Source organism: Pseudoscardovia radai (genome assembly GCF_002259605.1).
GTDB classification, from domain to species: Bacteria; Actinomycetota; Actinomycetes; order Actinomycetales; family Bifidobacteriaceae; genus Pseudoscardovia; species Pseudoscardovia radai.
In genome coordinates, this window is sequence record NZ_MWWR01000002.1 from 58,239 (window position 1) to 80,376 (window position 22,138).

The following is a 22,138-nucleotide window of genomic DNA, read 5'->3' on the forward strand; positions in this document are numbered from 1 at the left end:
CATGCGGCACGGGAATCTTTCAAGCCTCGCGGCTTGCAATACGTCGGAAAGGGTCCCGACCGGCGAACCGGAGGGGACCCGATGCTCACTCGGCCTTGGCCTCGTCAGCCGGCTTGGCCTCGTCCGCGGCGTCGTTGGTCAGGAGGTTCTTCTCCCACTCCGCCATCGGCTGGGCCTCGCCCTTGTCGTCCGCCTTCTCAGCCTTGCCGTTGCGCTCGAGCAGGCCGTCGGCCACGGCGTCAGCCATGAGCGTGGTCAGCAGCTCGACGGCGCGGATGGCGTCATCGTTGGCCGGAATCGGGTAGTCGACGCTCTCGGGGTCGGTGTTCGTGTCGGCAAGGGCGACCACCGGGATGCCCAGGATGTGGGCTTCCTTGACGGCGAGCTGCTCCTTGTTGATGTCCACGACGAACAGAGCCGACGGCACGCGGTTCATGTTGCGGATGCCGCCAAGCTCCTTGACGAGCTTGTCCTTCTCGCGCTCAAGAAGGAGGAGCTCCTTCTTGGTCAGGCCGCTGGCGTGCACGTCGGTGAAGTCGATCTTCTCGAGCTCCTTCATGCGCGCGACGCGCGTGGAGACGGTCTGGAAGTTCGTGAGCATGCCGCCGAGCCAGCGCTCGGAGACATACGGCATGCCGACGCGGGTTGCCTGCTCGGCGATCGTCTGAGCGGCCTGCTTCTTCGTGCCGACGAAGAGAACGGTGCCGTTGTGGGCGACGGTCTGCTTGATGAAGTCGTACGCCTGGTCGATCTTCTCGAGGGAAGCGAACAGGTTGATGATATGGATGCCGTTGCGCTCCATGAGGATGTACTGCTTCATCTTCGGGTTCCAACGGCGGGTCTGATGACCGAAGTGGACACCAGCCTTGAGCATCTGGCTCATGGTGATCTGTGCCATGATTGACCTTTCTTGTCGGTTGTTTCCTGGCCATGCGAACCTGAGTGCAGCCTCTCCCCCACGGGTTTGGCCGACCGACACAGGCCGTCGCCGACATGGCGCGTATTTGGCGCATCATAGACGATAGATCGCGCCCCGTCGGCCTGCGACTGCCGGCGGTGCGCATAGGCAATGCACCACCGGGGATTATACAGGGTTTCCCCGGAAAAACACAACCGCCCCGTCACGGGTGACGGGGCGAGGCGGTTACGGGGCGGTTTGGGGCGGTTGCCGGGGCGCGGCGCGGCGCGCTTTGACTGCGTTCAAGGTGTGCCGTGGGCGCGCGGCGACCCAGGACGGGGCGGCGGGGCTTGGGCCGACGGCTGTGTCAGGTGCGGCTACGGGCGGAGCAGACGACGGCTCCGGCTGAGCCGGAGGCGTCAGGCCGCGTGAACCCTCATGTAGTGCATGGCGGCCTTGCGCTGGTCCTTCTCGAGGCGGTCGATGTAGACATGGCCGTCGAGGTGGTCGGTTTCGTGCTGGAGCATGCGAGCCATGATGCCCTCGCCCTCGAGTACTACGCGCTCGCCCTTGAGGTTGATGCCCTCAACCTTCGCGTAATTGGCACGACGCGTCTTGAACCACAGGCCGGGAAGCGACAGGCATCCCTCGTCACCGTACTGCTCCCCCTTGAGCTCCAGCACCTTGGGGTTGAGCAGGTAACCGATCTTGCCCTCCACGTTGTAGGAGAAGGCGCGCAGGCCCACGCCGATCTGGTTGGCCGACACGCCGGCGCGGCCGGGGTCATCGACGGTGTCGAGAAGATCGCGCACGAGCCTTTCGACACCCGGCGTGATCTTGGTAATCGGATCGCACGGCGTGCGAAGCACCGGATCGGGGACGACGCGAATCTCTCGAACAGTCACAGCGGACTCCTGTCTCGTATTTGTTTGTTGCATGACGCATCGAAGGATGCCGCAGGTGCATAAGGACGCGCCGGGGGGCGCGCCGTCAGGCATCCGCGTGGGCATCCGACGATAGCGGACCTTTCCCGATAATAGTGCTCCCGCCCGGACGGGGCGGGAGCACTGAGCCCCATAAGGGTACGGGGGCAAGGCACGGGTCGAGGGCACGGGGCAGCATGTGGACGGAGCGGCGAAGCGGGGCGTCGTCCATACGGGCGAGGCCCCGCCTAGTCAGTCCAGCGATGTCAGCCCCAGCGATGTCAACCCACGCCGATATCAGCCCACGGCGATATCAGTAACCGCGATATCAATCAACGGTGGGTTGGGTCTTCGCATCGGAGGACGGTGCGGCGCCCGTCGCCTCCGTGCCGCGAGCCACACCATCGTCGGTGCGCGCAGCGGAATCCGCCGCGGCATCGTCGGACGGGGCATCATCGCCGGTTGCCACATCGTCCGAGGCCCCGTCACCGGACGGGGCGGCGGACGATGCGCCGAAACGGTCCTTGACCTGCGCCGCAGTCTGGCCGATGCGCTCCTTGGCCTGGTCGAGGTAGGGGCTGATGGCGTCGATCGTCTCCTCCGCCTTGTTCTGCGCGATCTGTCCGGCCTTATCGGTCGCGTCGAGAATCTTGGCGCTGAACGGGGCGGGGATGGTGCTCGGCTTGGGCGCGTACAGCACCGTGTCGATCAGCGAACGGTACTTCTTGATGACGGCGGGGCGCACCACCTTGAGGCTCGGCGTGAGCGTGCCGTCGTCCGTCGTGAACTCCTCGGGGAGGATTTCGAACTTGCGCACGGACTCCGCACGCGACACCGTGGCGTTCGCCTTGTCGACGTACTGCTGGACGAAGGCGCGCACGGCGGGGTTCGATGCCGCCTGCTCCAGCGTCATCGTGGTGTCGAGGCCCGCGGATTCCAGCCATGTGGCGAGCATGCCGGGGTCGAGCGTCACGATGGCGGAGACGAAGGGCTTTCCGTTGCCCAGCACCACGGCCTGTCCGACGACGGGGCAGGATTCGATGATCTCCTGGAGCGGCTCCGGCGATACGTTCTTGCCACCGGCCGTGATGATGATGTTCTTCTTACGTCCGGTGATGGTGATGTAGCCGTCGTCGTCGATCGAGGCGAGGTCGCCGGTCAGAAGCCATCCGTCCCTGAAGGCCTCGCGCGTGTGCTCCGGATCGTTGCGGTAGCCGAGGAATACCATGGGGCCCTTGATCTCGAGCTCGTCATCGTCCGCGAGGCGAACGCTGATGCCGGGGCCGGGGCACCCGACGGTGCCGATCTTGTTAAGCGCCTGGGTGTTGACGACGCACGGGGCGGACGTCTCGGTCATTCCGTAGCCCTGGATGAACGTGATGTCATCCAGTCCGTTGAAGAAGTGGCCAAGGTCCTCGTTAAGCGGGGCGCCGCCGCAGGCGAGCCAATGCAGGTTCGGGCCGAGGGCGGTGCGCAGCGATCCACCGACGGCGCTCTGATAGAAGCGGTGGCGCAGGCGCTCGATGGGGCCGTGCATACGCCCCTCCTGCTCCGCCTTGTCCCAGGCGACGAAATGCTTCGTCGCACGGGCGAAGACGCGTCCCTTGAATCCCGCGCCGGCCTTCTGCGATGCGGCGTTGTACACCTTCTCGAACACGCGGGGCACGCCGAGCAGCAGCGTGGGCTTGAACTCGCGCAGGTCCACCAGCAGGTGGCGTGCGTCGGAGACGTAGCCGATGATGCCGTTGCCGCCCATCATGGTGTACTGGATGTACCGGGCGAAGCAGTGCGCCAGTGGCAGGAAGAGCAGGAGGCGCGCCGTGTCGGTGCCGGGGGCGCCGAGCATGTCGGGCAGCACGTCGTATCCGTCGAAGGCGACGGAGAGGAAGTTCCGGCTTGACAACATGACGCCCTTGGGTTTGCCGGTGGAGCCGGAGGTGTACACAATGGTGGCGAGGTCGTCGGCCTTGACCTGGGCGATCGCCTCGTCGAGGGTGGCCTCGTCGACGCCGTCGCCGAATTCTCGGACCGCCTCGATGCCGCCGGACTGGAAGTTGAAGACGTAGGTGAGGCGCACCCCATCCTCACCGCGCACGGCCTCGAGGGTGTGCGTGCGCGCGTCGCCGTAGGTGAAGGCGACGATGGGGTCTACCTCGCGCGTCAGGGCGGAGGCCTGTGCTTCGGAATCGGTCTCGTAGATCGGAACCGTCACCGCGCCGATGGCGTTGGATGCGAAGTCGATAAGGCCCCACTCGTAGCAGGTCGGCGAGTAGACGACGATGGCGTCGCCCTTCGACACGCCGAGGGCGAGCAGGCCGCGGGCGACGGAGCGCGCCTCGGCGAGCATGTCCTCCGCCGTGACGTATGTCCATTCCTGGCGGGGGCCGCTTTTGTGGGCGGCGACGTAATCGGACGGCAGCCGATCCGCCCTGTTGGCGAGCAGGGAGTAGATGGTGTCGTCATCGGTGGTCTTGCTGATGGCTGGAACTGAGAATTCACGCAACATGCCACCAATCATATGCGTCCGGAAATGCCGTGCTTTGTAGCTTTTTCCAATTGTTCACACCGTGTCGGAGCCGATGGCGGGCCGCAATGGAGCCGGAGACGGACAGCGCAGAGGCGGGACGGGGCAGACGATGGGAGGGCAGACGATGGGAGGGATGGGGCGAGCGACGCGGAAAGGCGGAGGGGATCTGCGACGGGGCCGGACGATGGGGTCCGGCGGGGCAATGCCCCGACGGTCGGCAATGCGCAGCGACGGCGCGGCGCATGGCATCTGCCATCGGCCACGCCGTCGCTGTGCCGGCCGCTCCGTCAGCCGATGTCACACAGGGTGCACATCCAGCGGCTCCCCTGCCTCTCCCATTTCATGCTCGACCAGCATCGCCTCACATCCACCATCATGGACACATTGATGTCCATGATGTCGCGCGATTTGACGATGGACCGGACCCGGCGCGAGACAGGCGGCGCCTCGACGCCGCGGAGCTTGCCCATGCGGCGGCACAGCCAGCTGGTTTTCTTCGATGAGATATACGGCTGGCATTCCGCAATAAGCGAGGACAGTGACACGAGTTTCGTGACATAGCTCCCTTCGATGAACCGATGCAGGCCGTCGGGGCTGAGACGGCCGCGGACCACGTCGATGACGAGGGTGGCGATGGACGCCGCCACGTAGGAGACGCGCAGGGATTCGTCGATGTCGAGGTCCTCCTCGGAGACGTAGCTCACGCGTATCGGCACCGGCTGGGGAGACAGGCCAATGGGCAGATGGGCCTCGATGTATCCGTCGCCGATCAGACACGTGGTGGCGTCGACGACGCGCCGTGCGCTTTCCCAACTGGTCTCCGAATGCAAGGGGCTGCGTCTGCCGGGCGAAGCCGGCTTCGTCGGCGCATGCGTCCGGTCCGGATGTGTCCGTTCTGAGGGATGTGAGGGATGGGTCATGGTGCTCTTCTCTTTTTCTCTCGCGCATGGGCTGCCATGCGTGCAGCCGGCTGCATGCCTCGGCGCGACGTCCCTATCAATAATCCGTCACAGCCGTTGTGGCCTGCCGTCGGTCTACGGCTATCAGGTTTCCGTCCATCCGACGCCTTCTGGGCGCCCTCAGGCGACGTCCCGCTCCCCCGATGGCGCTGTGGCGCCGACGACGTCGCGATACGCGCGGCATCCCGACGGTCCACCCTTGCGCCCGTCGAAGCGCCGCACCCTCCATTGTGACGGATGAAGGGACGCGGCAGGAGCCAAAATCGAAAAAACGCACACTTTGGGGGTCGAGTGTGCACGAACAGACACGAAACGTTCGATAAAGGCGATGCGCGATGCGCACGAGGCGGAACGCACGGACCATCTGGCACACCCCGACCCATGGACGCGACACGCCTCGAACGGTGCGGGTCCGCCGCCGACAATAATCGCGCCCATGTGCTCAGGAAAGATGCAGATCAGACAGGCCACGTCACCGCACACGGAAACACGAATCCGCGGCACGCCGCGGATTCGAGGCGTGTCGGCATCTAGGACGGAATATTGGGAGCGGAAAGACGAGCGCGACGGGCCGGGCATCCGGGTCCCGTCGCCAAAACGCACGGACTCGACGCCCTGGACGGCGGCTCATTCGCGCGCCACTGCGGACACGGTGTTACTCACGGCATGGGAACAACGAAAACGCCCCGTTCCATGCAACGGGGCATGGAACGGGGCGACAAGGCACGCCATCGGCGGAACGGCACCGTGCGGCGGCACCAGCGACGGAGGCGGCGTCAGGAATTGGCGACAACCACCTGGGCGCGCTGGAAATCGTGCAGACCGACATAGCCGGTCGATGCCATGGCGCGACGCAGGGCGCCGATGTAGTTCGTCGAACCGTCGACCTGATGGCTGGGGCCGAACAGAATCTGCTGGAGCGACCCCACGGTGCCGACCCTGGCGCGGCGTCCGCGCGGGAGGGTGGGATGCACCGCCTCATGACCCCAGTGGGTGCCGTGGCCGGGCGCCTCCGTGGCGCGCGCCAGCGGGGTGCCGAGCATAACCGCGTCGGCGCCCAGGGCGAAGGCCTTGATGAAGTTTCCGGAATCGCCCATGCCGCCATCCGCGATGACCTGCACGTAGCGGCCGTCGGACTCCTCCATGTAATCCTTGCGAGCCGCCGCGATGTCGGCGATGGCCGTGGCAAGCGGGACGTGGATTCCGGTGATGGTGCGCGCCGTGGAGACGGCGCCGCCGCCGGAACCGACGAGGATGCCCGCGGCGCCCGTGCGCATGAGGTGCTTGGCCGCGCGGTAGTTGGCGGCGCCGCCGACGATGACGGGGACGTCGAGGTCGTAGATGAACTGCTTGAGGTTCAGCGGCTCGTGGCTCTTGGAGACATGCTCGGCGGAGACGGCGGTGCCGCGGATGACGAACAGATCGACGCCGGCATCGAGCACCGTCTGGTACAGGTCCTGCGTGCGCTGGGGAGACAGGGCGCCGGCGACGGTGACGCCGGCATCGTGGATCTCATGGAGGCGATCGGCGATGAGACCGGGCTTGATGGGCTCGGAATACACGCGCTGCATGTATTCCGTCGCCTCGTCATCGGGGCATTCGGCGATGTTCTCGAGGATAGTGGTCGGATCGTCGTAACGCGTCCACAGGCCTTCGAGATCGAGGACGCCCAGACCGCCCTGCTTGCCCAGTTCGATCACGGTCTGGGGGCTCATGACGGAATCCATCGGCGCACCGATGACCGGAATGTCGAATTCGTAGGCATCGACCTGCCACGACGTGTCCACGTCCTCGGGGTCGCGGGTGCGCCGCGTCGGGACGATGGCGACATCGTCAAGGGAATAGCTCATGCGGCCGGTTTTGCCCAGGCCAATCTCGATATCCTGAATCATGCCTCCTAACCTACTACCGCGCCACGATGACGGGACGCCGCTAGGGCCGCATCGCGGAACGGAGGGGTGGCCCCCGTCCAAGCCCCCATGCCGGACGGCCCCGTCACGACGCTCCCCGTTCGCCCCGTGCAGGCACCTGTCATGGACACATTGACGCATTCGTAGCACGGGGCGGCCATAATGGTCGTGTCTCATCACAGAATGTGCAAGTCCCAAGGAGAAATGCATGTCGAAGATTGCAGTCAAGGGGAAAATCGTCGAACTTGACGGCGACGAGATGACCCGCGTGATCTGGAAGCAGATCAAGGACCGTCTCATCCTCCCCTACCTTGATGTCGACCTCGATTACTACGACCTCGGCATCCTGAACCGCGACGCCACCGACGACCAGGTGACCATCGACGCCGCGAAGGCCATCCAGCGCGAGCACGTGGGCGTCAAGTGCGCCACCATCACGCCCGACGAGGCCCGCGTCAAGGAGTTCGGTCTCAAGAGGATGTACCGTTCCCCCAACGGCACGATCCGCAATATCCTCGGCGGCACGATCTTCCGCGAGCCCATCGTGATCTCCAACATCCCGCGCCTCGTCCCTGGCTGGACGAAGCCGATCGTCGTGGCTCGCCATGCTTTTGGCGACCAGTACAAGGCCACGGATTTCCGCGTTCCGGGCGCCGGCCGCCTCACGGTGACCTTCACCCCGGCCGACGGCTCCGAGCCGATCGAGCACGTCGTGTACGACTATCCGGGCTCCGGCGTCGCGCAGGTGCAGTACAACCTCGACGACTCGATCACCGGCTTCGCCCGCGCCTGCTTCAACTACGGCCTCATGCGCGGCTACCCCGTGTACCTGAGCACTAAGAACACGATTCTCAAGGCCTATGACGGCCGCTTCAAGGACATCTTCGCCAAGGTGTACGAGGAAGAGTACAAGGACAAGTTCGAGGCAGCGGGCCTGACCTACGAGCACCGCCTCATCGACGACATGGTGGCCTCGTCCCTCAAGTGGCACGGTGGCTACATCTGGGCGTGCAAGAACTATGACGGCGACGTGCAGTCGGATTCCGTGGCGCAGGGCTTTGGCTCCCTGGGCCTCATGACCTCCGTGCTCATGACCCCCGATGGCAAGACCGTCGAGGCCGAGGCGGCGCACGGCACCGTGACGCGTCATTACCGTCGTTGGCAGAAGGGCGAGAAGACCTCCACGAACCCAATCGCGTCCATCTACGCATGGACCGGCGGCCTCAAGCAGCGCGCCAAGCTCGACGAGACCCCCGAGGTAGCAGACTTCGCGAAGACGCTCGAGAACGTCATCATCAAGACCGTCGAGGGCGGGCAGATGACGAAGGACCTCGCCATGCTCGTCGGGCCGGAGCAGAAGTGGCTCGACACCGACGGCTTCATGGACGCGCTCGCCGAGAACCTCGACAGGGCGCTGTCCGCCAAGGAGTAGCGAATCCCGTCGCATAGCCCGCGACGCTGCGGCGCCGGACGCTGCGACGAATCCCAGGGCACGGGGCCCGTCGCGACCGCAAGGTACGCGGCGGGCCCCGTGCGTTCCTCCCCCGATTCCGCCTTGCCCACACTGCGGCCTGCCTGCTCCGTGACCTGCCTACACTGCGGCCTGCCCACACCGTGGAGTAGGTTTATGTGTGTTCACAGGCGGTCCCACGGGAGGGACCCCGGAAGCGAAGGACCATTGTGAAAAAAGCATCCACAGCACGACGCATCATCGCGATGTGTGCGACCGCCGCGCTTCTGATCGCAGGCGCCGGCGCCTGCAGCTCGTCGACAACGCCCCAGACGGGGCAGTCGGCATCGGACGGAACGGGACAATCCATGGGCACGGTGGCCATGTTCGTGCCATCCGACGGATTCACGCTGAGCAATTCGACACCCCAGAACACGTGGAAGGCCTTGGCCGATGACACCCAAAGCGAGCTCGAGTCCATCGGCATGGACGGCGGCTCCATCTCCGTGCAGACCGCGTCATCGCTGACAGACCAGACGAAACAGCTGGATGAGTACCTCACCGGTCTTGGCGTCGACACGTCTCAGGTCTCGTCACCCACGATGACAGCCTCGGCCTCCGGCACCGAGTCATCCGATACGGCATCATCCGACGGATCCGCCGATACGTCGGCGGCGTCATCGTCCGACGGCACCGCCTCATCGGATGCCGCCTCGTCCTCCGCAGACACGACGTCCGCAGACACGACGCCGTCAGGCGCCACCCCGTCCGCGACGTCCGCTCCGTCGGCCTCGGGGCCGGCCTCCGGCACGACTATCCTCATCGCGCCGGCGATATCGTATTCGAACGATGACAAGCTCTACGGCGATTACGTGCCGCATGACGCGGCGGACAGCGACTCCACGGAGAGAAACGACCTGGCCGAGCTCGCGGTCCTCCTCACCACGGCGCAGGACAACGGGGCGTCCGTGATGCTCATGTCCACGCAGCTCGAGGACTTCTCCCCCTCCGTCTTCGTCGACCTGTCCAGCGCGCGCGGCATCGGCCGGCTCCAGGCACAGTACGTCGTGAACAAGCTCAGGCTCGTGGCGAACAGCGACGCGGGCGCCAAAGCGGTCGAGATCCTGCTCCCCTATGACGACGACACGGAATTCGTACGCGAGGCGTTCCTCGGCATCTGGGACGTGCTCGGCCCCTATTACCGTGACGGAAGCATCTACAGCCCCTCGGGCAAGATCACGGCGTCCTCGACTGACGCATCGTGGCAGGACGTGGCGTACAAGGCTTCCTCCGACGACGGCACCAAGAACGAAATCACCTCACGCCTTGACGCCAGCGCCTACGGCAACGTGACGACGATGAAACTCGACGCGCTGATCTGCCTCAACGACAAAGTGGCATCCACGGCCGTCTCCACGCTCAAATCCCTGGGCTACACCGGCACGAGCGCCACGATCAACCCGAACACGTCGGTGACGGGCATCATCGACAACATCCGCGGCAACAAGGACGTCTCGAAATCCGAGGTGCCGGCCCCGTCGACCGATGCCGGCAGCAAAAGCAAGCGCTCCTCGCTCAGCGCCGACGCCATCGACCAGATCAGCGCCGTGCTCCGCTCGCAGAACGATGACGACCAGTGGCCCCTCGTCACCGGATATGGGGCCTACAAGTCGCAGCTGCCGTCAATCGTGAACGGCACCCAATGGATGACGGGCATCGAGAACCGCAAGCAATACGCCAGCGCCATCGCCCACACCGCCATCGGCCTCAACGAGGGGCAGACGACACAGGCCCTGTCCGGGCAGATCGCGGCGCTCAAGGAGACGGACGGCTCGAATCCCTCCCTTGGGCCGGCGATTCTGTCGATGTCGCTGCTGGGCGTCACGGCAGACAACATCAAGGCGGCGCTTATCGATCCGGGCTACGTCTCCGCGGCCGACGCCGATCTGTGACGGGTCGGGGCGCCCTCTGCGGCGCCTCACCCCGCCCCGTCAGGCAATGCCCGCCCCGTCACGCCCAGGCGGCGATGCAGGCTCAGTGACCGTTGGGAATATGGTTGTGCCCCGGAAGGAATCCTTCCGGGGCACAACCGTCCCTTTCCCCTCTGTGAGTGCGGGAGCCTTGTCGGCTCCCTTCTCTGTGACGCCGCAGAAGAGGGCTGTCAGGCCTTCTTACGCGGCACGTAGATGACGTTGTCGATCAGGTCCTTGTAGTGCTTCGTGATGACGGCGCGCCTCGTCTTGAGGCTCGGCGTCAGCAGGCCGTTGTCCACGGTCCACACGTCGGGCACGATCTCGAACTTGCGAATCGATTCGGCGCGGGAGACGTTGTCGTTCGCGGCGTTGATGACGCGGTCGACCTCGGCGCGCACGAGCTGGCTCTTCGACGCCTCCTCGAGGTCGGCGCACGGCTCGCCGCCCTGGTCCTTGAGCCACGCGTTGACACCCTCGAGGTCGAGGGCGACGATCGCGGCGACGAAGGGCTTGCGGTCTCCCACCATGAGGCAGTGATCGATGATCGGGCTCGTCACGATAAGCGATTCCAGCTTATCAGGTGATACGTTCTTCCCGCCAGCCGTGATGATGAGATCCTTCTTGCGCCCCGTGAGGCGGATGAAGCCGTCGTCATCGATGCTGCCCAGATCGCCCGTATGCAGCCAGCCGTCGACGATTTGCTCCTTCGTGATCTCCGGGTGGTTGTGATACCCGCGGCACACGGAGGGGCTCTTGATAAGCAACTCACCGTCGTCGGCGATAGCGAAGCTCATGCCGGTGAACGGGCGGCCGATGGTGCCGATGCGGAAGGCGTCGAAGGTGTTGACGGCGCACGGGGCGCACGTTTCGGTCATGCCGTAGCCCTCGAACAGGGGCAGGCCGCAACCGTTGAAGAAATGCGCCAGCTTATGCGAAAGCGGCGCGCCGCCGGAGATGGCGCACTTGGTGTCCCCGCCGAACACATCGAGAATCTGGCGGTAGACGAGCTTGGAATACAGGGTGTGCTTGGCGCGCGCCGCAAGGGAGGGGCGGCGCCCGTCCTGCGTGGTGACGCTCCATTCGCAGGCGGCGCGGGCGGCGCGGGCGAACACCTTGCCCTTGAAGCCCGACCCGACGCGCTGCGTGGCGGCGTTGTACACCTTCTCGAAGATACGGGGCACCGACAGGATGTACGTCGGCTTGAAGTCGGCGAAATCCTTGAGAATCGTCTTCATATTCGACGTCAGCGCCATAACGCAGTTGCCGCCGATGCACAGGAACTGCATGTAGCGGGCGAAGACATGCGCCAGGGGCAGGAACAGCACGAGGCGGTTGCCCGGATCGTAGGTGACCTCGGGAAGCGTCTGGTAGCCCGCGTCGATGCAGTACATGAAGTTGGCATGGGTCAGTTCGATGCCCTTGGGCGTGCCGGTGGAGCCCGACGTGTACACGATGGTGGCGAGCATATCGCCGTGCGTGGCGTTCTTGCGCTCCTCGAACTCTTCGTCGCTCACGCCGCGCCCCAGCTCCACCATGGCGTCGATGGCGCCCAGCTGGATGACGAGCACGCCCTTGAGGGTCGGCGCCTCGTCCATGATGGAGTCGACCTTGTCGCGCTGCTCGTCATCCTCGGCGAAGATGTAGGAGATCGTGGAATCGCTGCAGATGGATTTGATCTGCGCAGGCGAGTCGGTCTCGTAGATCGGCACGGTGACGCAGCCGATGGAGACGAGGGCCATGTCGATCGCCGTCCACTGCCAGGAGGTGTGGGCCAGGATGCCGACGGAGTCGCCGGGCATGAGGCCCTTGGCAATGAAGCCCTTGGCGATGCCGATCACCAGATCGCGGAACTCCGTGGCGGTGAAGCCCGCCCAGGCGCCGTTCTCGTCGCGGTATTCGATGATGGTCTGGTCGGGCGTGCGCGACACGCGGTCCTCGAGCAGCCAGAAGATGTTCTTGTCCTTGTCGATCGGACGCTTGAGCGGCGTCGTGTATTCCTTCACCATCGTCATGTGCGGTTCCATATCCCTTCGCCGTCTTTCGACGGGCGTGTGCGCTTCCTCGCGGCCGCGAGGACCAGTCCTGCGACTGCTGACAGTGTACCGTCGCGGGACGGTTTCGCGCGCTACGGGAAGCGACAAAAAATCCGCGATCGCTTTGTTAGGTGCTACAAAACGATGGTGTGACGCCGCGAGCGCGCTTCGTCTCGACCGAGGCGGAGGGCATGCCGTTTCGGAGCTCCATACGTCGGGCACGATTCCGAATTTGCGGATGGCTTCGGCGCGGGGCACCGCATCATTGGCCTTAAGGCGGCGTGGTCGACCTCGGAACGGCTCACGTGACGATATGCCCGCACCGGGCGCATCGTCTGGCGTTTCCCACGGGCTCGCCGCTTTGCGCGGAGGATCCGCTGCCGCTCGGTCTTTCCGGATGGGGGGAGCCGAAACGGAACCGATAGGGCCGCGTCCACCCGGGTGGCGTCCCGTCGCGTGACGCTGTCATGCCGCTTCCTTGCGTCCCGGTCCTTTGCGTCCGGGAGCCGCGCATTCGGGAGCCGTGCATTCGGGAGTTTCGTATCCGATAACCCGCGGTGACGGGGCTATCCGCATCGTCGCGAGGATTCACAGCGTCTCGGGGATTCACATCAGCTCGGGGATTCAGTGGGACGGCGGACAGGAGAGCGCGCGCCGAGGCGATTCGCACGGCGGAGAACGCGCCGATCTCCTTGCCCAGGTGCATGCGGACCAGCAATGCGCCGGACATGCGTTCGAATCCCGGTTCCAGGGAGGTCGGTTTGAGAACGATGCGCGATCTCGAGACATACGCCGCGGGGTCCAGATATGTTTTCTTTCCCCGGCGCAGGCCCCAGTGGAGGCATTGGTCGGCGCAGTGGTCCGACCCGCCGTCCACATGTGCGACGACCTGCCCTCGGCGCACCGCGGCGCCGACCGGCTCGACACCCGTGGCGGGTTCGAATGTGGTAACGAGATCCCCGCCGAGCGACAGGGAGACGACGTTCTTCCCCGCCACCATGCCGCTGAAACGCACCGTGGCGTCGGCGGGCGCGAGGATTGGCGTACCGGGCGCCGCCGCAAGGTCCACTCCCCTATGGCCGGCGAGCCACGGCTTGCCAGGGTCATCGAAATCGTCAAGGATGGTCGGCGCATCGGCCTCGGATGCCACAGCATCGCCTGAGGTTGCGGCGCCACGGGAGGGCATCGTGTCATCGGATGCCACGGCGCCCTGGGATGTCACAGCGCCGTCGGAGGTTGGCGCGTCATCGGATGCCAGGGCACCATCGGATACTCCGGCAGGCGTCGGTTCAGACGGCGCTGCGCCGGAACGGATAGGCCACGACAGTCCGGCGGCGCACGGACTGTCGAGAGCCACTGTCGGTTTGGACCGGAGCACCGACCGGGGCACCGTATCAGGTTCGATGACGTCGGTGACAACCACCTCCGCATCGGCGGGCGCGACGGGCTCCGCATCAGAGGTTCCCTCCGGCACGACGGCGGACGGAGGAGGCGCCAGATCGGAGTCGGCATCGCATCCGGGGCCGTCGGCGGAACGACTAGCCACGTGCTTCCCTGCGACGGAGACAAGGAACGGGACAAGAAGCGACGCTGCGAACACGGCAACCGTGCAGGCGGCGACGACCATATTCAGGCGGGCATTTTTCTCATTTTCGCGGCGATATGCCCGACGCCGCTTCCAGATTGAATATCTCATAAGCACATCGTCCCTGAAACACGCCGATGACGTGGCCGACTTCGGACAATGTGGACAAACGTCAGCAAAACGGGCGAAAAAGGCCCTTTTTATCCACATTCCCCATCTCGCGAGCGCCACCTGTGCCCGTTTGGGAGTATCCGACACGCCGAAGTTGCGCGATTCGAATCCGGGGATATTATTTATGTCTTGTCAGCCGCTGAGAGATCAGCCAAGACAAACAGACATTCCCGCATAGCTCAGTTGGCAGAGCGTCTGACTGTTAATCAGAATGTCGCTGGTTCAAGCCCAGCTGCGGGAGCGGTTCAAGCCCCGGACTTCGGTCCGGGGCTTTTCGTTTTCTTCTTGACGTTGACGTCATCGTATCGCACTCCCTGCCCGGCTATTCCCTGGCTGCCCTCGACCGCGCTCCGCTCTCCGCCGCGCCGGACCTCCGGCCTGCGCCCATGGGCCCCGTATACGCGGCGGCGGGGCGCCCCAGGCATACGCCGGGCGCCCCGCCGCCGCGGTCGCGTGGGAGAACGTCGCGGCCATCAGTAGACGTATTCGGTTACGATCTGCGGCGCGTGGCGGACGTCGAACTGCTTGCCGGTGATGCGGAACGTCGCGACCGCCGGTCCTTTGTATGTGGTCGTGGTGGCGTGCAGCGACGGGTCATCGTAACTGTCGACGGTTGTGTCGGTGGTGTCGGGCGTGTCGTCGCTCTGGATCACGGTGCCGTGGGAGACGATGGCGTGGCGTCCGCGAGCGCCCTGTGGCTCGGTGATGGCGAGCGTTCCGGTGCCGGTGAGCCGGATGGTGTCGATGTGGTGTTTTTTCAGTCCGAAGGCTCCGGTGGCGTAGCGCAGGGTGGCGGCGTCGCCGAGCGGCTCTGTGTCGGCGAGGGTGTAGGCGATGGTTCCGTTGTCCGGGGTGTCGAAGGTGTAGGTGATGCCGGTGGGATACGGGGCGCCCTCGTCGTCGCCTGCGGTGGCGGTGCCGGTGACGGTGCTGTGGCAGTGGGTGTCGAGGGTGTCGGAGTATGCGAGGATGCCTCGTTCGTTGGTCAGGAAGATCATGGGGTACCGGATGTAGCCGGTGCGGTGTGCGCCGGTGATGTCGACGAGGGTGAGCGTCATGCCGTGGAAGCGCTGGGTGACGGTGAGCACGTGGTTCCAAGCGTCGGACGGGGCGATGGTGCCCCATTCGTGGGTGTGGCGGGCGTGTCCGGTGACGTGGCGGGGCATGCCGTCGATGACGATGGTTCCGCTGATGGTGGCGACGGGCATGGGGCTGAGCCAGCCGACGCAGCTCCTGGCGTCGTGTCCGTAGTCGAAGATGCCGGTTGCGGGGCGCAGGGGGCGGGCCTGGGTGTCGAGGTGCAGGTCGAAGCCGGTTCCGTGGATTGTGTAGGGGGCGTCGTCTTCGTCGTCCGTCTCCCCTGCCGTCGTGTCCTCACCGTCGGCCGTCTGATCGTCGGCGGCCTCGTCCGAAATGGCCGACGTGTCGTCGGAATCCAGGGTGAGGTCGGTGGCGGTCAGGCGCAGGGAGCGCAGGTCGCCCCGTGCGTGGCAGTCGTCGAAGCCGAGGTCGAGGCCGCCTTCGCCGAAGGTGCAGCGGTCGGCCTCGATGCTCCGGGTGGCGTGGGTGACGGTTCCGTCGGGCCCGGTGAGGGTCAGGTCGATGACGGGCGCGTCATCCGCGGATCCGATATGCGCGGGGTCCTTGGTGGCGTAGGTGATGTCGAGGAGGGTCCCGTCGTCGAGGGTGGCGCCGACAGTCCAGGTCTCCCAGGCGTTGCGGGCACGGGGGCTTCGTCTCTGCGCCTCCCAGTCCTCGACTTTCTTGGGATTGAGTCCCAGCCTCTGGTAGTCCTCCATGTCGTTCATGAGGCGCATGTCCATCCCCGTCTCCTTTCGGTCTGCGATGCGCGGATGCCGCGGGTCGCGTCGGGCGTTCCGTCTTCTACGACTATCGCACGATGAGGGGAGGACCGTGTGATTTTCCCGAAAGATTCCTGACAATCGCGACGACGGGGCCGTATGGTGCGCCCGGTACGGGGCCGGGTCTGGACGACGGGGCGGGCAAAGACAAGCCGCGCGTCGACGGCAGGCGCGCGGAGGCAGGCGTGCCGCGCGGCGTCGGGGAGATTCCGGCCGCGTCCCGGCCCGGGTCGTGCCACAGTGCAGACACTCCCCACCGGATACGGAAGACCCCGGCGGCATAAGCACGCCGGGGTCGTAAGAGTGTCCCAGGGCCTTCCCGTGAGCGTTCGGAACGCTTTCTGACAGGCCGCTGGCGCCGTTCAGGAGAAGCGCCGCTGGCGGTGCTTGACGATGGCGTTGGCGATCGCCTGCACCACCTGGACGAGCACGATCATGATGATGACCGCCGTCCACGTGACGGTCTGGTCGAACTTCTGGTAGCCGTAGGCGATGGCGAAGTTACCCAGGCCGCCTCCGCCGATGTATCCGGCCATGGCGGACATGTCGAGCAGCGAGACGAACAGGAACGCGTACGCGAGGATCAGCGGCGAGAGGGCCTCGGGGATGAGCACGGTGCGGATGATCGTGAAGCGCGAGGCGCCCATGGCGCGCGCCGCCTCGATGACGCCGGGGTCGACGGGCAGCAGGTTCTGTTCCACGAGACGCGACGTGGCCACGGTGCACATGATGACCATCGGGAAGATGGCGGCGGCAGTGCCGATGGACGTGCCGACCACCTTGATGGTCAGGGGCTGCATGGCGGCGAGGAAGATGATGAACGGGATGGGCCGGATGACGTTCACGATAACCGACAGGATCCGGTACAGCACCGCGTTCTCGAACAGGTTGCCCGGGCGCGAACCGTACAGGAGGATGCCGAGCACCAGTCCAAGGAACCCGCCGATGACCAGCGTCACGAGGACCATCTCGAGGGTCTGGCCGATGGACTGCACGAGAAGCGGCTTGAGGACGGTCCAGTTGCCCCGCGACGCGAAGGTCTGCGTACGCTCCGTCACGGCGAGGGGCGCCGCGAAAGCCGGAACAACGCCCGTTGCGATGATGCTCATTTCGTCTCCTTCCGTTCGCCGGATTCGCCGGCCTGGGCGTGGGACTCGCGGCGCGGCGCGGCGGCCGTGCCGAAATCGATGATGTCGTTGGTGCGACGCAGATCCTCGAGGAAGGGGCCGAGCGCCGCCTCCGTTTCATCGAACCCGTAGGTCAGGGCACCGATGGCGGAACCCTGCACCGTGTCCATGCCACCGTAGATGAGGCTGCTGTGCACGCCGTGGCGCGCGATAAGCGCGGAGACGTCCTGGCCGGAGGCCGGCACCGCCCCGTGCCCGTCGCGGGCCGGCACGTCCTTCTGACGCACGAGGACGCTGATGATGCGTCCCGGCCAGTCGCCACGGAGCCGTTCGATGCACGCCTCGTCCGGCAGGCCGGACACCGACGTGGCGATGAAGCGGCGCGTCACCGGGTCGTGCGGGGCGGCGAACACGTCGTACACGGGGCCGGTCTCCACGATGCGCCCGTCGCTGACGACCGCCACGCGGTCGGCGATCTGACGCACCACGTCCATCTGGTGCGTGATGAGCACGATGGTGACGCCCAGCTGCTCGTTCGCCCTCTTGAGCAACTGGAGCACCTCCCCCGTCGTCTCGGGGTCGAGCGCGCTCGTCGCCTCGTCGGCAAGAAGGATGCGCGGGTTCGTCGCCAGGGCGCGGGCGATGCCGACGCGCTGCTTCTGCCCGCCGGACAGCTGCGCGGGGTACTTGTCGGCCTGCTCCGTCAGTCCCACGAACTCGAGCAGCTTGGCCACGCGCCGCTCCAGATAGTCCTGGCGCCAGCGGTCCAGCTCAAGCGGGTAGGCAATGTTCTGCGCCGCCGTCCTCGTGGAGAACAGGTTGAACTGCTGGAACACCATGCCGATGGATCGGCGCGTCTCGCGCAGCTGCCGCTCCTTCAGGCGCGTCATGTCCGTGCCCATGACGACGACGGAGCCGGACGTGGGTTTCTCGAGCGCGTTGATCATGCGCACGAGGGTGGATTTGCCGGCGCCGGAGTATCCGATGACTCCGAAGATCTCGCCGGGCGCGATCGACAGCGAGATGTCGTCGAGCGCACGGAACGGCGTCTTCGACCCGCGCCGCTGGAATTCCTTGACCACATGGTCGAAGGTGATGATGGGTTCGTCTGCCATAAGCCTCTCCTCGGTGGCTCCTGTCTTGGATGGTTCCCGGATTGGAATTGTGGCCGCGCCGCGCCCGTCCGGGGCGGCCAACGCAGCGGGGCCCGGCGCCTTGCGGAACCGGGCCCCGTCGGGCCCCGTCGGCCGAGTGTAGCCGCGGGGCCCGCCATGCGCGCGTCACTGCGAGTTGCGCGCATCCTCCTCGATCTTCGCGAGGTACTGCTGGAGTTCGTCGGCGGTGAAGCCCGAGGCGGACACCGCGGTGTTGCCGGACTGCTCGTTGAGCTTCTGCCACACGCCGTCGGACTGGAAGATCTTCACGAGCTTGAGGTACGTCTCGTTGTTCACGTCCTCCTTGCGGCTGACGAACACGTTGATGTACGGGTGTGCGTTCTCGCTGCTCGCGTCATCGTGGTAGATGGCGTCGTTCGGGTCAAGGCCCGCGTCGGAGACGTAATCATTGTTGATGACGCCGGCGGTGACGGTCGGGTCGCCCAGGGAGTTCGCCACCTGCTCGGCCTTGAGGGCCGTGACCTTGACGACGGACTTGTCGGTGTCGATGTCATCGGGCGTCGTGAACGCGGTCCACTCGCTCTTGAGGGTGACGAGGCCGGCGGACTCAAGCACGCCGATGGCACGCGCCTGGTTCGTCTCGTCGTTCGGAATGGCGATGGTGTCGCCGGCCTTGATGTCGCTCACGCTGCTGACCTGCTTGGAGTACAGGCCGAGCGGGAAAATGGCGGTGCCGCCGATCGGCTGCAGGTCCTTGTTATTCGACACGTTGTAGTTGGCGAGGTACAGCAGGTGCTGGAACTCGTTGAGGTCGAGATCGCCCGCGTCAAGCGCCGGGTTCTCTGACGTGTAGTCCTGGAAGTCGACGATGTCCACGTAGATGCCCTGCGCCTCGGCCTCCTGCTTGAACTCCACCCACTGAGGGTCGGTGGCGCCCACGACGCCGATCTTCACGGGGTTGTCCTTCGTGCCTTTGGCAGCCGCGGCGGCGGACGTCGACGCGTTCGACGAGTTGCGGCGCACCGCCACGATGACGCCGACCGCGACGAGCACGAGGACGACGAGCGCAATGATGATGTTGCGCGCCGTGTGGCTTTCGCGCTTCGGGGCGTCGCCCTCGAGCGCCAGGGAGTTCGCCCCGTCCTGCGCCTTGCCGGTATCCGGTTCCTTGCCGTTGTTCGTATCCGCCATGTGTAGCCTCTTTCGGTCTCTTCGATGAATGATGCCGCGACGAGGGAATGGAATGGGGCGGCGCCCCGCGTCCTCATCACGTGATGAGACCAACCATATGGGCGGCGCAAGCGGAAAACGCGACGGAAGGTATACGGATTATTTATTGGAAAATATAACGATGGCCGGTTCCTCGCCTTGATCGCCGCAACCATGCCCGCGCCGCCCGCCGTCTCCCCCGGCTTTCGGAAAACGCCTACGCCTGCTTGAGCCCCTCGTCGGAGCGCAGCACCAGCTCGGGCCGGGCCGCACCGTCCACGGACGCCTTGGTGACGATGACCTCGCTCACGTCGTCGCGATCCGGGATCTCGTACATCGTGGACTCGAGGGTGCTTTCCATGATGGAACGCAGCCCGCGCGCACCCGTGCCGCGTTCGAGCGCCACCTGCGCGATGCGCTCCACCGCCTCCTTCGTGAACGTGAGCTTGACGCGTTCGGCGGCGAACAGCTTCTGGTACTGGCGCACGAGGGAGTTGCGGGGCTCCGTCAGGATGCGCGCCAGATCGATGGCGTCGAGGTCGTGCAGGGTCGTGACGATGGGAAGCCTGCCGATGAACTCGGGAAGAAGCCCGAACTCGGCCAGGTCGTCGGGCGTGGCGTGTGCCATGAGCTCCTCGGACGGCATGTCCTGCGCGCTCCAGTCCGAACCGAATCCGGAGAAGCGGCGCCCCATGCGGTTGCGCACGATCTGGTCGAGCCCCACGAACGCGCCGCCGCAGATGAACAGGATGTTATGCGTGTCGATGCGCACCTGGTCCTGCTCGCGGTGCTTGCGCGTGCCCTCCACCGGCACCGTGGCGACGGTGCCCTCGATGATCTTGAGCAGCGCCTGCTGCACGCCCTCGCCGGACACGTCGCGCGTGATCGACGTGTTCTCCCCCGATTTGCGCGCGATCTTGTCGATCTCGTCGATGTACACGATGCCCTGCTGCGCCCGCGACACGTCGCCGTCGGCCGCGTCGATAAGCCTCTGGAGAACCGTCTCCACGTCGTCGCCCACGTAGCCCGCCTCGGTGAGCGTCGTGGCGTCGACGATGGCGAAGGGCACGTTCATGACCTTCGCGAGCGTCTGCGCCAGATACGTCTTGCCCGTGCCCGTGGGGCCGAGCATGAGGATGTTGGACTTGGCCACCTCCACGTCGCGCAGCGGGTCCGCAGGCACGTCCGGGGAACGGCGCCCCGCCTTCCTGTCGAAGGGGCTGCCGTCGAAGGGGCCGCCGGAGCGCGACGCATCCTGGAAACCCCCGTCGCGCGACCCGTGCGCCGGCAGGGCGGCGGCCTGCGCGATATCGAGGTTCACGCGCTTGTAGTGGTTGTACACGGCCACGGACAGCGTGCGCTTGGCCTCGTCCTGCCCGATCACGTAGCGGTCGAGGAACTCACGGATATGGCTGGGCGATACGAGGCGGATACGGCTTGCGTTGGCGTCCTTGCGCCGCTCGTCGGAGATGATGTCGACGCACAGGCCGACGCATTCCTCGCAGATGGCGACGCCAGCACCCGTGACGAGCTTGTCGACCTCATGCTCGGTCTTGCCGCAGAAACTGCAGCGCGGAATGTCGTCGCTGTAGCTGACGATCTGTCCCATGGAACCTCCCGGCTTCTGCACGTCCCGCCGACGGGGCGGACGTGCGGCGTATCCGGGCCAGAGCGCCCGGACGGCGACGCCTGTCTATGCGAAAGGCGCCGGTGCAGGCGGCACCGGCGCCCCGTATGTGGCGCGCCTACTCGCGGCTTGCGAGAACCTCGTCCACGATACCGTACTCCTTCGCCTCCTGGGCGGTCAGGATCTTATCGGTCTCGATATCCTTACGAATCGTCTCGACCGTCTGCCCCGTGTGCTTGGCAAGGGTCTCCTCGAGCCACGTGCGCATGCGCAGCATCTCGTTGGCCTCGATCTCGATCTGCGTGGCCTTGCCGAAGTCCTGCTCCATGGCGGGCTGGTGGATGAGCACGCGGGCGTTCGGCAGCATGAGCCTCTTGCCCTTCGCGCCGGCGGCGAGCAGCACGGCCGCGGCGGAGGCGGCCTGCCCGAGGCACACGGTCTGCACGTCGGGCTTGATGTACTGCATCGTGTCGTACACGGCGGTCATGGCCGTCATGGAGCCGCCGGGAGAGTTGATGTACATCATGACGTCGCGCTGCGGGTCCTGGCTTTCCAGGACGAGCAGCTGGGCCATGATGTCGTCGGCGGACGCGTCGTCGACCTGCACGCCGAGGAAGATGATGCGGTCCTCGAACAGCTTGGAGTACGCGTCGGTCGTCTTGTAGCCGTACGGCGTGCGCTCCTGGAACTGCGGCATGATGTACCGCATCTGCGGGCCGGCGAGGCGCCCCGCGCGGGAGATGAACTGTGCTTCTTGGCTTGCCATGTG

At 65.7% G+C, this 22,138-nt stretch carries 15 protein-coding genes and 1 tRNA gene; 3 read left to right on the forward strand and 13 right to left on the reverse strand.

The genetic code is table 11. The annotated features are described in order from the left end of the window. Window positions 1–85 precede the first annotated feature (85 nt). The 5 genes from rpsB to PSRA_RS00390 all read right to left on the reverse strand — a co-directional run bounded on the left by rpsB (window position 86) and on the right by PSRA_RS00390 (window position 7,199). Window positions 86–898: a 30S ribosomal protein S2 gene (rpsB, locus tag PSRA_RS00370; RefSeq protein ID WP_094659887.1), complete on the reverse strand. Its 813-nt coding sequence runs from the start codon at window positions 896–898 to the stop codon at window positions 86–88. Window positions 899–1,317: 419 nt separating this feature from the next. Beyond that, entirely contained in the window at window positions 1,318–1,803 is a 486-nt protein-coding gene (locus PSRA_RS00375; RefSeq protein WP_094659888.1) for a peptide deformylase, read from the reverse strand. Between the two features lie 346 nt (window positions 1,804–2,149). Beyond that, window positions 2,150–4,327 carry an AMP-dependent synthetase/ligase gene (locus PSRA_RS00380; RefSeq protein WP_094660018.1) on the reverse strand — a complete coding sequence of 726 codons (2,178 nt, stop codon included), beginning with the start codon at window positions 4,325–4,327 and terminating at the stop codon, window positions 2,150–2,152. A 308-nt stretch (window positions 4,328–4,635) separates the two neighbouring features. Next, window positions 4,636–5,178 (reverse strand): hypothetical protein, encoded by a 543-nt coding sequence (locus PSRA_RS00385; protein WP_094659889.1) that lies wholly within the window; start codon window positions 5,176–5,178, stop codon window positions 4,636–4,638. Between the two features lie 905 nt (window positions 5,179–6,083). Further along, window positions 6,084–7,199 (reverse strand): GuaB3 family IMP dehydrogenase-related protein, encoded by a 1,116-nt coding sequence (locus PSRA_RS00390; RefSeq protein ID WP_094659890.1) that lies wholly within the window; start codon window positions 7,197–7,199, stop codon window positions 6,084–6,086. Window positions 7,200–7,425: 226 nt separating this feature from the next. Here PSRA_RS00390 and PSRA_RS00395 point away from each other — a divergent pair, with 226 nt between their 5' ends. Together PSRA_RS00395 and PSRA_RS00400 are read left to right on the forward strand one after the other, a co-directional pair. After that, window positions 7,426–8,649 (forward strand): NADP-dependent isocitrate dehydrogenase, encoded by a 1,224-nt coding sequence (locus PSRA_RS00395; RefSeq protein WP_094659891.1) that lies wholly within the window; start codon window positions 7,426–7,428, stop codon window positions 8,647–8,649. Window positions 8,650–8,897: 248 nt separating this feature from the next. After that, window positions 8,898–10,619 carry a type 1 periplasmic-binding domain-containing protein gene (locus tag PSRA_RS00400; RefSeq protein WP_143516278.1) on the forward strand — a complete coding sequence of 574 codons (1,722 nt, stop codon included), beginning with the start codon at window positions 8,898–8,900 and terminating at the stop codon, window positions 10,617–10,619. A 209-nt stretch (window positions 10,620–10,828) separates the two neighbouring features. Here the strand turns inward: PSRA_RS00400 and PSRA_RS00405 are convergent, their stop codons facing one another. Beyond that, the gene (locus PSRA_RS00405) at window positions 10,829–12,646 is read right to left on the reverse strand and encodes an AMP-dependent synthetase/ligase (protein ID WP_094660019.1); all 1,818 of its coding nucleotides are present in this window, start codon (window positions 12,644–12,646) and stop codon (window positions 10,829–10,831) included. Between the two features lie 328 nt (window positions 12,647–12,974). After that, a complete protein-coding gene (locus tag PSRA_RS00410) occupies window positions 12,975–14,219 on the reverse strand; it encodes a M23 family metallopeptidase (protein WP_158216269.1) in 1,245 nt (414 codons plus the stop codon). A gap of 378 nt (window positions 14,220–14,597) precedes the next feature. Here PSRA_RS00410 and PSRA_RS00415 point away from each other — a divergent pair. Further along, a tRNA-Asn gene (locus PSRA_RS00415) sits at window positions 14,598–14,670 on the forward strand. A 232-nt stretch (window positions 14,671–14,902) separates the two neighbouring features. Here the strand turns inward: PSRA_RS00415 and PSRA_RS00420 are convergent. The 6 genes from PSRA_RS00420 to PSRA_RS00445 all read right to left on the reverse strand — a co-directional run bounded on the left by PSRA_RS00420 (window position 14,903) and on the right by PSRA_RS00445 (window position 22,135). After that, complete coding sequence (locus PSRA_RS00420; RefSeq protein ID WP_094659894.1) at window positions 14,903–16,252, reverse strand: hypothetical protein; 1,350 nt, start codon at window positions 16,250–16,252, stop codon at window positions 14,903–14,905. Window positions 16,253–16,653: 401 nt separating this feature from the next. Continuing rightward, window positions 16,654–17,259 carry a methionine ABC transporter permease gene (locus tag PSRA_RS00425; protein WP_245834813.1) on the reverse strand — a complete coding sequence of 202 codons (606 nt, stop codon included), beginning with the start codon at window positions 17,257–17,259 and terminating at the stop codon, window positions 16,654–16,656. 137 nt (window positions 17,260–17,396) lie between these two features. Beyond that, a complete protein-coding gene (locus PSRA_RS00430; RefSeq protein ID WP_094659896.1) occupies window positions 17,397–18,533 on the reverse strand; it encodes a methionine ABC transporter ATP-binding protein in 1,137 nt (378 codons plus the stop codon). 165 nt (window positions 18,534–18,698) lie between these two features. Continuing rightward, window positions 18,699–19,724, reverse strand: a complete 1,026-nt coding sequence (locus PSRA_RS00435; RefSeq protein ID WP_094659897.1) for a MetQ/NlpA family ABC transporter substrate-binding protein — start codon at window positions 19,722–19,724, stop codon at window positions 18,699–18,701. Window positions 19,725–19,959: 235 nt separating this feature from the next. After that, window positions 19,960–21,351 carry an ATP-dependent Clp protease ATP-binding subunit ClpX gene (gene clpX, locus PSRA_RS00440; protein ID WP_094659898.1) on the reverse strand — a complete coding sequence of 464 codons (1,392 nt, stop codon included), beginning with the start codon at window positions 21,349–21,351 and terminating at the stop codon, window positions 19,960–19,962. Window positions 21,352–21,487: 136 nt separating this feature from the next. Then, window positions 21,488–22,135: an ATP-dependent Clp protease proteolytic subunit gene (locus tag PSRA_RS00445; RefSeq protein WP_094659899.1), complete on the reverse strand. Its 648-nt coding sequence runs from the start codon at window positions 22,133–22,135 to the stop codon at window positions 21,488–21,490. Window positions 22,136–22,138: the final 3 nt, after the last annotated feature.

What these genes read in the sequence shown, in the direction of transcription:
- PSRA_RS00425 (WP_245834813.1), bottom strand. Translation starts at nt 17,259, where the DNA reads ATGGTCCTCGTGACGCTGGTCATCGGCGGGTTCCTTGGACTGGTGCTC.
- PSRA_RS00430 (WP_094659896.1), bottom strand. Translation starts at nt 18,533, where the DNA reads ATGGCAGACGAACCCATCATCACCTTCGACCATGTGGTCAAGGAATTC.
- PSRA_RS00405 (WP_094660019.1), bottom strand. Translation starts at nt 12,646, where the DNA reads ATGGTGAAGGAATACACGACGCCGCTCAAGCGTCCGATCGACAAGGAC.
- PSRA_RS00380 (WP_094660018.1), bottom strand. Translation starts at nt 4,327, where the DNA reads ATGTTGCGTGAATTCTCAGTTCCAGCCATCAGCAAGACCACCGATGAC.
- rpsB (WP_094659887.1), bottom strand. Translation starts at nt 898, where the DNA reads ATGGCACAGATCACCATGAGCCAGATGCTCAAGGCTGGTGTCCACTTC.
- clpX (WP_094659898.1), bottom strand. Translation starts at nt 21,351, where the DNA reads ATGGGACAGATCGTCAGCTACAGCGACGACATTCCGCGCTGCAGTTTC.
- PSRA_RS00420 (WP_094659894.1), bottom strand. Translation starts at nt 16,252, where the DNA reads ATGGACATGCGCCTCATGAACGACATGGAGGACTACCAGAGGCTGGGA.
- PSRA_RS00390 (WP_094659890.1), bottom strand. Translation starts at nt 7,199, where the DNA reads ATGATTCAGGATATCGAGATTGGCCTGGGCAAAACCGGCCGCATGAGC.
- PSRA_RS00395 (WP_094659891.1), top strand. Translation starts at nt 7,426, where the DNA reads ATGTCGAAGATTGCAGTCAAGGGGAAAATCGTCGAACTTGACGGCGAC.
- PSRA_RS00445 (WP_094659899.1), bottom strand. Translation starts at nt 22,135, where the DNA reads ATGGCAAGCCAAGAAGCACAGTTCATCTCCCGCGCGGGGCGCCTCGCC.
- PSRA_RS00435 (WP_094659897.1), bottom strand. Translation starts at nt 19,724, where the DNA reads ATGGCGGATACGAACAACGGCAAGGAACCGGATACCGGCAAGGCGCAG.